The organism is Paraburkholderia steynii, from assembly GCF_900100565.1.
In the GTDB taxonomy this organism is placed as follows: domain Bacteria; phylum Pseudomonadota; class Gammaproteobacteria; order Burkholderiales; family Burkholderiaceae; genus Paraburkholderia; species Paraburkholderia terrae.
Window position 1 is genome coordinate 75,022 of record NZ_FNDI01000023.1, and the last position, 12,967, is coordinate 87,988.

Sequence of the window (12,967 nt, forward strand, 5' to 3'; positions counted from 1 at the left end):
GCGTGGAAGTTTGCCTCTTTCTGATTGGCGAAAGCAGTCACGCGCACGGCGTATTCGATCGATCGACTATCTCGCTCTTGCGGTCGGCCGCGCACGACGTGGAGGGTTTGCGGCGCTTCGTGTTGCATCTTCCTGCCGTGCGCGACGAGCGCACAGCGTCGGGACCGTTCTGCGTCACGCAATGGTATTTCGACGATCTCGAACGGCTCGAAGCCGCGCTGCAACCGGGCGGTGTACTACAGGCCGCCGCTGACGGCATCGCCGCAAGCATGGACAATTGCACGCTGTTCCAGCAGGCAATGGCCGTGCGCAAGTTCTCGACGCCGCATCCAATCGATACGCGAGAAGAACGTTGCACCTACCTCGTCAGTTACGAAGGTGAAGCGGACGACTTCAATGCATGGCTCACGCACTATCTGACTCATCATCCTCCGTTGATGACGCAGTTGCCCGGCATTCGCGAACTGGAGATCTATACGCGCATCGACTATCGCTCGGCGTTGAAGCACGCGCGTGCGACGGCCATGCAACGCAACAAGGTCGTATTCGATGACGTCGCTTCACTCGACGCTGCGCTCGCGTCGCCCGTGCGTGCGCGAATGAAAGCGGACTTCGATTCGTTTCCACCGTATAGCGGAGCCACGCCGCATTACCCGATGCACAGCATTTACGGTAATCTGACGCGCGAGTGAAAGCGCCGAACGCGGGCATGCGGGTTCGGTCCAACAGCGAGGCGCGTCCGACCGCAAGCGGGTCGCGCGCCGCCACGGCCGGGTTTCGAACGACATGACAAATACGCCCCCAGGCATCACGGACTTGAATCTTCTGCGCGTGTTTCTGGCCATTGCCGATCTGCGCAGCCTCACTGCAGCGGGCGCGCGTCTCGGGCTCACACAACCCGCCGTGAGTCACGCGTTGCGCCGCTTGCGCACGCTGTTCGACGATCCCCTGTTCGTTCGCACGCCGACGGGCATGGTGCCCACCGACGCCGCTGTCCGCCTGCATGCGCCGCTCGCGCAGGCGTTCGGCATCATCAACGTCGCGGTTCAGCAACTGGCGAAGTTCGATCCCGCGACGGCACATCGCGTGTTTCGCGTGTCGATGTCGGACATGTCAGAGTTCTATTTTCTGCCGCCGCTGCTCGCGATGATCGACAGCACCGCGCCCGGCATACGTGTAGAGGTCGCCAACTTCTCCGTGGATGCCGTGAGCACCGCGATGCGAAGCGGCGAGATCGATCTCGCGCTCGGTTATGTGCCGGGACTGGACGCCGCCTGCATCAGCACGACACTGTTCGTCGACGAGCACGTGTGCGTGGTGCGCGCGGGACATCCGCTACGCAAGCGCAACCCGACCAAGGACCACCTTGCCGCCCTGCGTTACGTATACGCGAGCACAAATGCAACCGGTCACCGGATGGTCGAGCAATGGCTGGAGGAATTGAATCTGCGCCGCGATATCGTGCTGCGGCTGCCGCATTTCGTGGTTGCGCCGGAGATCGTCCAGAACACCGACCTCGCTGTCATCTTTCCGAAAAGCATTGCGCAGCGGTTCAATCGAAACAAGGCATTCCGAATCCTGCCGTTGCCTTTTTCATTGCCACCGATCGAAATTCAGGTACACACGCACATGCAGTTTTCCGCCGACCCCGGCATTGCATGGTTGCGCGATGCGATCTGCAGCATGTTCTCGACTCAAGGTTCGAGATAGCCCTTCACGAGTTCGTGGATCTCAGCGAGCGTGGCGACGGCCGCATTCAGATCGAGTTCGCTGTTCGCTTTTGCCAACGCCATGACATCCACGAACGCTTCGTCCTGTTCCTCCGCCATCATGCATAACTGAAACGGCGTGCATGCCCCGAGGCTCTCCGGCTCATTCATGATTCTCTCCCCGCGCGATAGTGCGACGATGCGCTTTACTCATGCTCAGCTCGCGAGACGACCTGATCGGAATCGAGCACGCAATCGGCAAGTTCCATCAGATTGCTCGCGAATGTGGACGGTTTCCATTGCTCGACGCTCAGCCGTGCGCGAGCAGATAAGCGCTCGCGCAGCACATCGTCCAATGCCAGTGTTCGCATGCGCGCCGCGAGCATTTCCGCGTTGCCTGGCTCGACGACATAGCCGTTCGTGTCGTTCACGACAAGCTCACGCGCCACGCCGCATGTATGCGTGACTATCGCCGTACGCGACGCCGCGAATGCTTCGTTGATGCACAGTCCCCATTGATCGAACTCGCTGGCGAGCACCACGAAATCGGCAAGGCCGTAAATCGCGGGCATTTCGCCGTTGGGCAGTGCATCGAGAAAGCGCACGCTCCTTTCGAGTTCGAGTTGCGATACGAGTGTTCTCAACATGGGCTCGTCTTGTCCCTGCCCGATCAGAACCAGTTCGATCGCATGGTCCGCGAGACGGGAACGCGCAAACGCATTGATCACGACATCCACGTTCTTGCGCGCCACGAAGCGGCTGACGCAGAGCACATAGCGCTGCGGCAAGCCACGCATACGGCGAACGTCGTCGACAGTGGCAAGCGCAGCGGCAGCGCGGCGCGAAAACTGGTCGACGTCGATCACATCGAAACCGACTCGCGAGCGCCAGCGCGGAATGCCGAGAGACTCCGCGTAGTCGCGATGCCTTTCTCCCGCGACCAGCGCGGCGTCGAACCGCCGCACCAGCCGGCGCTTCAGCCATTCCTTAATGCTGCTGCGCGGGCCGTCGTCGGCCTTCGAGTCCGACATGTAGATCAGGCCAAACGGTCTCGTGAACCTTCTGACGAAACAGAGCCACAATGAGTACGGTGTGTCATAGCCCAACGTCACGACGACATCCGGCTCCATTCGCCGGATGATCGCAGTGAGACGCGCGAAGACATTCAGCCAGCGTCCACCAGCGTCGCTGACATCATTCTCCAGGGTGGTGACGCACTCGTGACGTTGCTCGAAAAACGACGCGCGCCGGGTTTGCGGAAACGAATAGAAGCCCGACCGCCCGAATACCTCGACCAGAGAGACTTCGTCGCCACGCCTCCTTGCAAGCCGCATCAGCGCTTCATAGCGCGGCACGTGGTAGTCACCGAGGTGACCGATAACGAACAGCATCCGCATGACGTCCTCAAAACACCGCTATTGGCAGAAACGCACGACGCGCGAACCCGTCGGGATGCCGTTATTGGATTGTCTTCATTGCTCAGGCTACTGACGAACGCTGCGTCAGAGGCCACTTACTTTATTACGGGTGCAGGCTTACGTTTGTATGGATTGCCACTGACAACTGCACTCTGTCTATTAAAGGCTGTTTGCCGCACTAAAACCCGCGTTCGAACCGGGAGAACTACGCTCTGTTAAAGGACGGCTCACAAATATAGACTGGTTTTTGTGCTTATCTGGAAGCGGTCGCTTCAACATCTTTTTCGCGAAAACGGATGATTTGTCTTTCAAACAGTAAGAAAAAGACTGGTGTAATAGCAAGCGTGAACAAGCCGAGGCTACTTCATCCGTTCGACTACGGCTCTCGGGGACAACACCAAGAAAAAAAGGGACGATCGCAATCATATGAATACGTCGCCATTCGGGCATTTTCGATTGTCCCGCTGTGTCCTGTTTCTTCTTTGCATGTGCTTCATTCTGATCGGGACGGCACGCGCGTCATCCACCGATTGCAGTGCGGGCACGCTCGTGACAGTTGTCGCACACCTCGATGACGATCTGCTGTTCGTTGAGCCCGCAATCAGCGAGCGGTTGCGTGCGGGATGGTGCGTCACCACCGTTCATCTGATTGGCGGCGCCAACGGAGCGAATTTCGCCTACGTGCAAAAGCGTGAGGAAGCTTCGCGACTGGCTTATGCGCGTCTTGCAGGAGTCGGGAATGCGTGGGATGAATCGACGGTACAGATTGCCGGAAAGCCTGTATTCCAGCTCACATTGAAAGCGCAACCACGCGTACGGCTTCTCGAACTCAGACTTCCTGGCGGCGCAGTCCGCGGCGGCCACGTGCCGCTCGCGCTGCTGTGGGATCAGGGCGCAACGCTCACAACCTTTCCGATGGGACATGGAGAACTGCCGGCAACGCGTTACACACGCGATTCGCTTTCCGTCGTCCTCAAAACGATACTGCAGGACGCAACGCGTATCGCCACGCTGAACCCAGACACAGTGCCGTTCATCGAGCACCCTGACCATATCTACACCGCCCGCATGACACGCCACGTCGCGCAAACGTTGGGGCGCTCTATTCCCATTGCCTTCTACACAACGTATCCGACAGGAACCTGGCCCGCGACGCTGTTCGGCGAAGAAGCGCAACGCAAGCGCGACATAGCGGCCAGCTACTTCTCAATCGACGGTGGCGATATCGCGCATGTGTTCGGCGAGTATCAATGGGACGGCAACTGGGTTTTGCGCAACTATTTGCGCGACGACACCACACTTCATACAAAGCCGGATTTCGTCGCCATTCCCTCTGTGCTCTTCAATACCGGTTCCAGTCAATGCCTGACTTCGCGAGGCAATGCGCGCGGCCCCGAACTCGCGCCTTGCGATGAGTCGGCCAGCCAGCAATGGAAATGGGAGCCACGCGCTGCGTATGCGGGCAACCAGCACAATGCGGCACTCGTCTCCGTCGCGACGGGGCAATGCGTCGCCGAACATGACGGCAGACTCGCGGAAGAACCATGTGAAGAATGGAATGTGTCGCAACGCTGGACACCTTGGGACTTTGGTCTGATATTCACGCCCTCGCGTCGTTGCCTTGGCGCGGAGAACAACCACCTTCATATCAGAGGATGCGCGTCCGTGACGACGCGTTACCGCTGGTCCACAATGCGTCCGTCATGGTCGACTGACTTGCGTCTCACGGGCGCAATGTACGGCGACGTGACGGGCGACGGTACGCTCTCGGCCGTCTACGTGCAAAGACGCTCCGACGGCCCTGGCTTCGACGTCTATGTTCAGACTTCAATCTTAGGCAAACCTGAAGAGCCCGAAAACTGGTACGCGAATGCCGTGCGCTTCGATAGCCGAGCGACGATGCCGACGTGCGGCGCCGACACGTTGTGTTTCGACAGCGCGCGCTTTCTGACTGGCGACTTCGATGGCGACGGCCGGGCGGATCTCATGGTCGTCACGCCGAGACACGGCGGATCTGCCTTCTGGTTGTTGCGCAGCAATGGCAATCACTTCGCCGCACCAGTTCTCTGGTTTCAGAGCGACGGCCGAATACCTGCAGAACACACGCAGCAGTACCTTGTCTTTTCGACCAAAGAAACATCGCGCGAAAAGATCCTCGCTGCAGTGCAAAGATCAGACAAGGCTGTCGATCTATGGACGATCAGCGCCGATCAAGCCGGGCAGATCCAGCAGACAAAAGTCAAAGGTACGAACTATTTGAAATCCAATGTGCAACTGCTCACCGTGAGCAGCACTCGCAAAGACACAGCAACGTTCATTGCCGTGCAATCTACTGACGATAACCGTCACCTGGCCGTCACGACACTCAGCGTCGACAAAGAACACTGGAGCTTTGGCGCAACATCTCTTCTGCCTGCTCAATTCCAGCGCGACACCACACGCTTTACGCGCGACGCCAGCGCCGACGCAACGATTGTGATGACCGTGCCGCATTTCCAGGAGCCCGGCGGCGTGGATGTATGGAAGTGGAACGTACAGCATCGCGAGACTGCGCCCGTTTTACTCGCCTATCTGCGCGATCTCCGGTGGCAGGACGCCGCGCCTGCCCTGCTCCGCGATAGCAACCGCACAGCACTCGTCTTCTACGAACGCACAGACGCCGTACTCGCCAACACGCTCTTCTCGGCGGGCACTGCCGCTCTGGCGCGATACGCGTTCGACGGAAACAATTTGCAAAGTATTCCGATGGAAGGTTTTCCGTTGCCAGCCGTTTACTCGGAAACGCTCTGGCTCGATCGCCTGGTTCAATAGAGACATTGCAGTCGCTCTCGAATGAGGACTGCTCTCACTATCATTTGCCAGGCGAAAATGGAAAAGTTCTCTGAATGAGTACCCGTGTCCAGCAACACCTGGTGCTTGACCGAATCGCAATGTGTGGATTGGCTATGGTATATGCACATATGTCGATTGCGACATTGACGATTGACACAGGCAACCGTACGCTGCAGAAAAGACGAGAGACACGGCTCTCCAAGATCACGCCCCATTCGAGACGGTGAAAAGTGCGGATACTACAGGTCGTCTATGCGCCACGTTTGTCTGGTGCGGAGATTCTGGCAAAGGGTCTTGCAATCCAGCACAGGGAGGGTGGCCACGCAGTCTGCATCGCGTCGATGCAGCCGCAAATGGCGGACTTCGATCATAGCCGCAGCGAACTAGCGGCAGCCGATGTACTGTGCGACTTTCCCGAATCGCCGCAAGGACGTATCGGGCGTCTCATGCACCTATGGCGCTGCATACGGCAATTTCGACCGGACGTGATCATTGCGCACGCGACGCTAGCCGCGCTCTATGTGCGTCTTCTTCCCGTTGCCGCGCCCGTCATCTATGTGATGCACTCCGGCTCCAATGACTTCGCGAACCCGAAACTAAGATGGGCGGAGCGCGTGCTTTCCCGTCGCGCGAAGGCCGTGGTCGGTGTCTCGTCGCAGAATACGCTCGACTATCTGCGTGAAGTCGGGCCGCATCCGCTCGTAACGGTGATTCCCAACGGTGTGGATCTGCCGCGCTTTCAAGCTGCACCTTCAGCATCGGTCATTGCCGATCGCAGCACTTCACAGCAGATCGTCCAACTGGGCCGCTACGTCGTCGACAAAGGGCAACTGGAAACCATTCACGCGTTTGAAATCGTGCTGCAACAGGAGCCTGACGCGCGACTGGTGTTGTATGGCGTCGTCGAAGATCCCGTTTATCACGATATGGCCATGAAACTCGTGCAACGTTTGAACCTGGACGAACGGGTGACGCTGTGCGGTCCAGCATCGAATGTCGCGGCGATTCTGCAGGCCTCGCAAGTCTTTGCGATGCCGTCGCTCAGAGAGGCACACAGCATCGGCTTTCTCGAAGCACTGGCGTCAGGTATTCCCGTTGTCGCGAGCCGCATTGCAGCATTCGAATTTGCCCGCGATTTTCCGGGCGTATCGCTCGTCGACACGAAAGATCCATCTACCTATGCGCGCGCATTGCTGCACGCGCTGCGTGTGCCCCGTGCGTATCGCGCGCTGGACGGCTATACGTTGCACGACACGGCAGAGAACTACCTGAAGATCGCGCAAGCCATTTACAAAGACAAAGCGCGAGGCATTGCCGCGGAATCGTCGATATCAGCGCTGGAGAGCAACGAATCATCGATGTGAGCGTGGGAACAAGATCTGTCCTTCAAACGTTTTGCTATTACATACACGCCCCACGGAACCGACATGAGCCTCACATCCAACCACCAGGACAGCTTCGGCAGCGCGCTCCATATGCTGGTGAGCCAGCAACGCAACACGCTACGGACCCTACTCGCACTCTCGGACTCAACGCGCCACCACGACACCGCGTCCGCCCGCGCGGCACTGGCCGAGATCTTTCACGCCGCCGCGCAATGCCATTCGACCTATCAGGCAATGCTCGTCGAGATCATGGGGACGCAGAAGGAAGGCTGCGTTTCGCGCGAAAACTGAAAAGACGTTAGCCAACCGTCAGCGAGTGATCTGCAGATTGCGCGCATGCATGTGAATGCGCGATTGACTGTCATGGGGTAGCACTGCTGTTATTCGAACATACATCGCGTTGCGTGCGCTCGCCCACATTCGCTGATCGATTTATCGAGGCAGCATGGCTTTTTAGCGAGCGAACTGGAGCCTTCCTCGCATAGGCATCGCGCGGAATGCTTCCGTATCGGAGTCGGTCCTCGAGGTTCAGGTCCTGTTCATTCAGGTTGGGGAAGAAATGATGTCGACACGTCCGGCTCCAAGACCCGAAACGCAAGCTTCCGATGGCACGGACGTCATTCCCCGGCGACTGCGGCGCGTCGCTGTCGTGCTGTTCGACGGCTTCGACCTGCTGAGCGCCAGCGTCATTGCCAATGCATTCGAAGCCGCGAGTGAGCTGTCGGCGCGCGGCCCCATCCAGTGGTTCTATCAGATCACCACGCTTTCCGACCACGACGGGTATATCGCCAGTTCCGCCGCGTTGCTCGTCAGCGCCGAAACATTCGATACGCACGCCGGCCACGAATTCGATGCGATCTTTGCGATTGTCGGCGCCGACGCGTGCATCGACGCACGCTCCGCGCCGCTGATTGCGTGGATCAACCGCGCGCGCTCGAAGGCGGCCGACGTGCGGCTCGTCGGCGCGCCGCTGCCCGGTCTCGATGGTCACGCGTGCAGCGAACCGAATGGATGGGAGCGCGATTCGCAAGCGAGCGCGGCGCGCCTTTCCGGCGAATGCAAGACGAGATCGCAAAGTCTCCACGACGCGCTCACGGGCGCGCTGAAACTGATTCGCCGCGACATGGGCGACAGCATGGCGCGCCGCGTGGCCGAGCGCCTGTCGATCTGCTCGCACGACGTGCTCAACGCGATCTTCGAGGACGTGGTCGGCAGCACACCGGCGGAGAAAGTGCGCGCGGCCGCGCACTGGCTGCAGGACAATTGCCGCCGTCAGGTCACGATAGAAGACGCGGCACAGGTCGCCGCGATGAGCGAACGCAGCCTCCTGCGTCACTTCAGAAGCGAACTCGGCATGACGCCTTCCGACTATCTGATGCATGCGCGGCTACAGGTCGTCTGCAATCTGCTGATCGAAACCGACCTGCCCGTCGACAAGGTGGCGAAGCGCGCCGGCCTGACCAGCGGCGACCATCTCGCGCGCAGCTTCCGGCGGCATATGAAAACTTCGCCAACCGAGTATCGCGCGCAGCGCAGGCTGCAATGTTGAATCGCACGTTCTCCCCTGCCTCGTAGCGAATTCGCCAGGATACAACACCTGCTTTTTGCCGCTTTTTTACCCGGCCCACGCTGCGGTATGCTGGCGGCTTTTCGACTTCTCCAACCACGATGTCAGACGAATACGAAGTGCATGGCCCGCACGATCATGCGATCGAGCATGCAGGCGGCCACGGCAACGACAGCAACGCTTCGCGCCTCGCTGTCATGACGGCCATCCTGGCGAGCGTCGGCGCGATTGCCGCGTATCAGAGCGGCGCCAACGAAAACCAGGCGCTCTTCTTCAAGAACGAGGCGGCGATCCTCAAGACGGAAGCCGCAAACCAGTGGGCCTACTATCAGGCGAAGGGCGAAAAGCAGAATCTCGCCGAACTGGGTGCGGCGCTGACCGATCCGGCGTCATCCGCGCACGCGAAGTTCATCACCGACACGCAGCGCTACAAGACCGAGAAAGAGCCGATTCGACAGCAGGCGGAGACGCTCGAAAAGCAGGTGAAGCAGGACAATGAAGTGAGCGAGGCGTTGCAGCATCAGCATCACCGCTGGGCGCAGGCGACGACGCTGATTCAGATCTCGATCGCGCTCGCCGCGATCACGCTGCTCACGAGAAAGCGCTGGTTGCAAAAGCTCACGATCGGTATGGCCGTCGTGGCAGTCGGTCTTTTTGGCACCGCGTTGATGGGCTGGTAAGCACGCTGCTCATTGAATCGCGTTCAGCTTGCGCCACAGCGTGGTCTTGCTGATACCGAGTGCCTTGCACGCTGCGTCGCGATCGCCGCCGCACGCAGCCAGCATCGCGCGTATTTCGTCCGCCTGGACATGACGGCTGCGCTCGCGCAACGTCAACGCATTCTTCTTTTGCGACACCGATGACGCGACCAGTTCGGGCGCGACGACATCGAGCATCTCGCGCGTGAACACGTCGGCGGTGTCGCCTTCCGCGTCGGCGAGTTCGACGGCGATCCGCTCGATCACGTTCTGCAACTCGCGCACATTGCCGGGCCACGCATAAAGGCGCAACGGCTCGCCGATCTGCCCGAGCACGCGCGTCGCGGCCTGCAAATCAGGGACGCGCGCCACCAGCCTCGGCTCGCGCGCGGCCGCCTGCAACAGCAGTTCGGCGGCGAGCGGCAATACGTCCGTCGTGCGCTCGCGCAACGGCGGCAGCGCAATGCTCAGAATGTTCAAGCGGTAGTAGAGATCGGCGCGAAACGTCCCTGCCTCGATACCCTCCGTCAGCGCGCGGTGCGTCGCGGCGACGACGCGTATGTCGACACGCGTCGGTTCCGTCGAACCGAGCCGCACCACTTCGCGTTCCTGCAACACGCGCAGCAGCCTGCTTTGCAGCGGCAACGGCATCTCGGCGATTTCATCGAGAAACAGCGTGCCGCGATGCGCGGCTTCGATCAAACCCGCCTTGCCGCCCTTGCGCGCGCCCGTGAACGCGCCTTCCTCATAGCCGAACAGCTCGCTCTCCAGCAAGGCCTCCGGAAACGCGCCGCAGTTAATCGCGACGAACGCGAAGTCGCGCCGCGCGCTCAGCCGATGCATGCTCTGCGCGACCATTTCCTTGCCGGTGCCGCTTTCGCCGAGTATCAGCACGGTCGCATCGGACTTCGCGTAGCGCCGCACCAGCGTCCGCACACGTTCGATCGACGGACATTCGCCGACTAGGTCGTCGAGCCGGTAGCGCGCGGTGAACTGCTGCCCGCGCTGCCGCGAACGCAGCGTGCGATCGAGCCGTTCGACGGCACGCGATTCCTGGAACGTCAGCACCGTGCCCGCCGCGTGACCCGCGCCCGCCAGCGGCCCGCGATGCACGAGATAGCTCGCGCCGCGCACCGACACCAGCGTATCGCCGTCGGCATCGGGCAGCGCGCTGGCGAGATCCGGCGCGAGCTTCTGCAAGGGCACGCCCGCGGCGCTCGCGGCGTCGATGCCGAGCACGTCCGCAAGCCGCTGATTGATCGCTTCGACACGTCCCTGCGCATCGAGCGCGACGACGCCATCGCGCAGGTGCTGCAACAGGTTATCGAGGCGCTGACGCCGCACGCCTTCGGCGCGCGTAGCCTGCGCGACGTCGAGGGCGGTATCGAATGCGCTGCGCACCGACGTGCGCGAGTACAGAAACACAGCGCCCATGCCCGCGCGCTCCGCGAGATCGGTCACATGCCCGGGCCCGACCACGGCATCGACGCCGCGTTCGTGCAGCTCGCGCACGCAGTTCTCCGCGTCTTCCGTCGAGCGGTACGACGCGAAGATCACGTCGATGCCGTAAGCGGCCGTGAAGCGCTTCACCTCGTCGGGCGTTTCGCCGTGTGTGACGAGCGCCACCGAATCGCCGTCGCGCCGCGCGCGGGCGAGCGCCTGCATCACGTCGAAGCCCGTCGGCGTGATCGCGACGACGGGCACGTTGACGCGCCCTTTCAGATACGCAGCATTCGAGCCGCCGGCGACGATCACGTCGGGACGCTCGGCGCCCGCGGCGTCGATTTCCTGCATGGCGTCGTCGAAGCCGCGCGCGACCACGCGCAGGTCCGCGCGGCCCGCGTACTCGCTGGCGATATCGACGAACAGGTCGCGCAAGCGGCTGATACCCATCGCCCAGATGCGCGGGCGTGGGTTCGAAGCGGTGGACGGCGTGCTCATCGAAGCGATCCGGTTCAAAAAACGGCGGGGCCTTCCATTATGCGCGTCAAATTTCACAACAGAAACTGCGGGTTTCACTTTTGAAATTTCCACGAACGCTCGTGCGGTTGTGTGCCCCGCAAAATCAGAGACTTAGCGACATAACGCTGCATGGCACGCCACTTGCAAATATAGCCGCGCAAACAACGGAGCCTCACTGTGAACTCAGCCAAACAACCCACCAGCGCCGGCGCGGCATTCCGCCAGGCCGTCGCAGAAGGACAACCGCTGCAGGTTGTCGGCGCGATCAACGCGTACGTCGCAAAGATGGCCGAAGCCGTCGGCTTCAAGGCGCTGTATCTGTCGGGCGGCGGCGTCGCCGCGAACTCGCTTGGCGTACCCGACCTCGGCATCAGCACGATGGACGACGTACTGACCGACGCCCGCCGCATCACCGACGCCACCAACCTGCCGCTGCTCGTCGATATCGACACGGGCTGGGGCGGCGCCTTCAACATCGGGCGCACGGTGCGCTCGTTCATCAAGGCGGGCGTCGCGGCCGTTCACCTCGAAGACCAGGTCGGCCAGAAGCGCTGCGGGCATCGCCCGAACAAGGAAGTCGTCGCGACGCAAGAGATGGTGGATCGCGTGAAAGCCGCTGTCGATGCGCGCACCGACGACCAGTTCGTCATCATGGCCCGCACCGATGCAGCCGCCGCCGAAGGCATCGACGCCGCGATCGAGCGCGCCGTCGCGTATGTCGAAGCAGGCGCGGACATGATCTTCCCCGAAGCGATGAAAACGCTCGACGACTATCGCCGCTTCAAGGCCGCCGTGAAGGTGCCGATTCTCGCGAACCTGACCGAGTTTGGCGCAACGCCGTTCTTCACCACGACGGAACTTCGCGAAGCGAATGTCGACATTGCGCTGTACTGCTGCGGCGCGTATCGCGCGATGAACGCGGCGGCGCTCAACTTCTACGAGACCGTGCTGCGCGACGGCACGCAAAAGGCCGCCGTCCCGACAATGCAAACGCGCGACGATCTGTACAAATACCTTGGCTATCACGCGTACGAGGACAAGCTCGACGCGCTGTTCGCCGCACACAAGTAATGGCACCTGGAGGAAGACACATGAGCGAAGCAGACAACGGCGCAACGAGCGCGGGCGCATTCAAGCCGAAGAAATCCGTGGCCCTGTCGGGCGTGACGGCGGGCAACACCGCGCTGTGTACGGTCGGCAAGACGGGTAACGACCTGCACTACCGCGGCTACGACATTCTCGATCTCGCGGGCGCCTGTGAATTCGAGGAGATCGCGCATCTGCTCGTGCATGGCAAGCTGCCCAACGTCGCCGAACTCGCCGCTTACAAGACAAAGCTCAAGGCGCTGCGCGGCCTGCCCGCGAACGTGAAGGCCGCGCTCGAATGGATTCCCGC

12 protein-coding genes and 1 pseudogene are annotated in these 12,967 nt (G+C 61.0%); 10 read left to right on the forward strand and 3 right to left on the reverse strand.

The genetic code is table 11. The features are described from left to right. The first annotated feature begins 2 nt into the window (after nucleotides 1-2). Both BLT65_RS32585 and BLT65_RS32590 read left to right on the forward strand, forming a co-directional pair. A complete protein-coding gene (locus BLT65_RS32585; protein WP_244186817.1) occupies nucleotides 3-692 on the forward strand; it encodes an EthD family reductase in 690 nt (229 codons plus the stop codon). Between the two features lie 94 nt (nucleotides 693-786). Continuing rightward, nucleotides 787-1,710 (forward strand): LysR family transcriptional regulator, encoded by a 924-nt coding sequence (locus BLT65_RS32590; RefSeq protein ID WP_091785875.1) that lies wholly within the window; start codon nucleotides 787-789, stop codon nucleotides 1,708-1,710. Here BLT65_RS32590 and BLT65_RS32595 read toward each other — a convergent pair. Together BLT65_RS32595 and BLT65_RS32600 are read right to left on the reverse strand one after the other, a co-directional pair. Continuing rightward, nucleotides 1,695-1,880, reverse strand: a complete 186-nt coding sequence (locus BLT65_RS32595; RefSeq protein WP_042315152.1) for a hypothetical protein — start codon at nucleotides 1,878-1,880, stop codon at nucleotides 1,695-1,697. The two genes, BLT65_RS32590 and BLT65_RS32595, sit on opposite strands and share 16 nt — an antisense overlap. A gap of 35 nt (nucleotides 1,881-1,915) precedes the next feature. Next, complete coding sequence (locus BLT65_RS32600; protein WP_244186819.1) at nucleotides 1,916-3,100, reverse strand: glycosyltransferase family 4 protein; 1,185 nt, start codon at nucleotides 3,098-3,100, stop codon at nucleotides 1,916-1,918. Nucleotides 3,101-3,613: 513 nt separating this feature from the next. Between BLT65_RS32600 and BLT65_RS48110 the strand changes: the two are divergent. The 6 genes and pseudogenes from BLT65_RS48110 to BLT65_RS32625 form a co-directional block, all read left to right on the forward strand. Next, nucleotides 3,614-4,150: pseudogene (locus tag BLT65_RS48110) on the forward strand (hypothetical protein); the annotation flags it as partial. Nucleotides 4,151-4,153: 3 nt separating this feature from the next. After that, on the forward strand, nucleotides 4,154-5,938 hold the full coding sequence (locus tag BLT65_RS32605) for an RICIN domain-containing protein (protein ID WP_244186826.1): 1,785 nt from the start codon (nucleotides 4,154-4,156) through the stop codon (nucleotides 5,936-5,938). A 251-nt stretch (nucleotides 5,939-6,189) separates the two neighbouring features. Beyond that, nucleotides 6,190-7,323: a glycosyltransferase family 4 protein gene (locus BLT65_RS32610; protein WP_091785885.1), complete on the forward strand. Its 1,134-nt coding sequence runs from the start codon at nucleotides 6,190-6,192 to the stop codon at nucleotides 7,321-7,323. Between the two features lie 63 nt (nucleotides 7,324-7,386). Beyond that, nucleotides 7,387-7,635 (forward strand): hypothetical protein, encoded by a 249-nt coding sequence (locus tag BLT65_RS32615; protein WP_091785888.1) that lies wholly within the window; start codon nucleotides 7,387-7,389, stop codon nucleotides 7,633-7,635. Nucleotides 7,636-7,903: 268 nt separating this feature from the next. Continuing rightward, nucleotides 7,904-8,893: a GlxA family transcriptional regulator gene (locus tag BLT65_RS32620; RefSeq protein ID WP_233446685.1), complete on the forward strand. Its 990-nt coding sequence runs from the start codon at nucleotides 7,904-7,906 to the stop codon at nucleotides 8,891-8,893. A gap of 119 nt (nucleotides 8,894-9,012) precedes the next feature. Further along, complete coding sequence (locus tag BLT65_RS32625; RefSeq protein WP_091785894.1) at nucleotides 9,013-9,591, forward strand: DUF4337 domain-containing protein; 579 nt, start codon at nucleotides 9,013-9,015, stop codon at nucleotides 9,589-9,591. Between the two features lie 9 nt (nucleotides 9,592-9,600). On the opposite strand, the gene prpR is transcribed toward BLT65_RS32625, so the two are convergent. Beyond that, nucleotides 9,601-11,550, reverse strand: coding sequence for a propionate catabolism operon regulatory protein PrpR (gene prpR, locus BLT65_RS32630; protein ID WP_091785897.1), 1,950 nt, complete (start codon nucleotides 11,548-11,550; stop codon nucleotides 9,601-9,603). Nucleotides 11,551-11,748: 198 nt separating this feature from the next. On the opposite strand from prpR, the gene prpB reads away from it, so the two are divergent. Further along, nucleotides 11,749-12,642, forward strand: a complete 894-nt coding sequence (gene prpB, locus BLT65_RS32635; RefSeq protein ID WP_091785900.1) for a methylisocitrate lyase — start codon at nucleotides 11,749-11,751, stop codon at nucleotides 12,640-12,642. Nucleotides 12,643-12,662: 20 nt separating this feature from the next. Beyond that, on the forward strand, nucleotides 12,663-12,967 hold a 305-nt coding region (locus tag BLT65_RS47675; RefSeq protein WP_279634503.1), incomplete at its 3' end, for a citrate/2-methylcitrate synthase.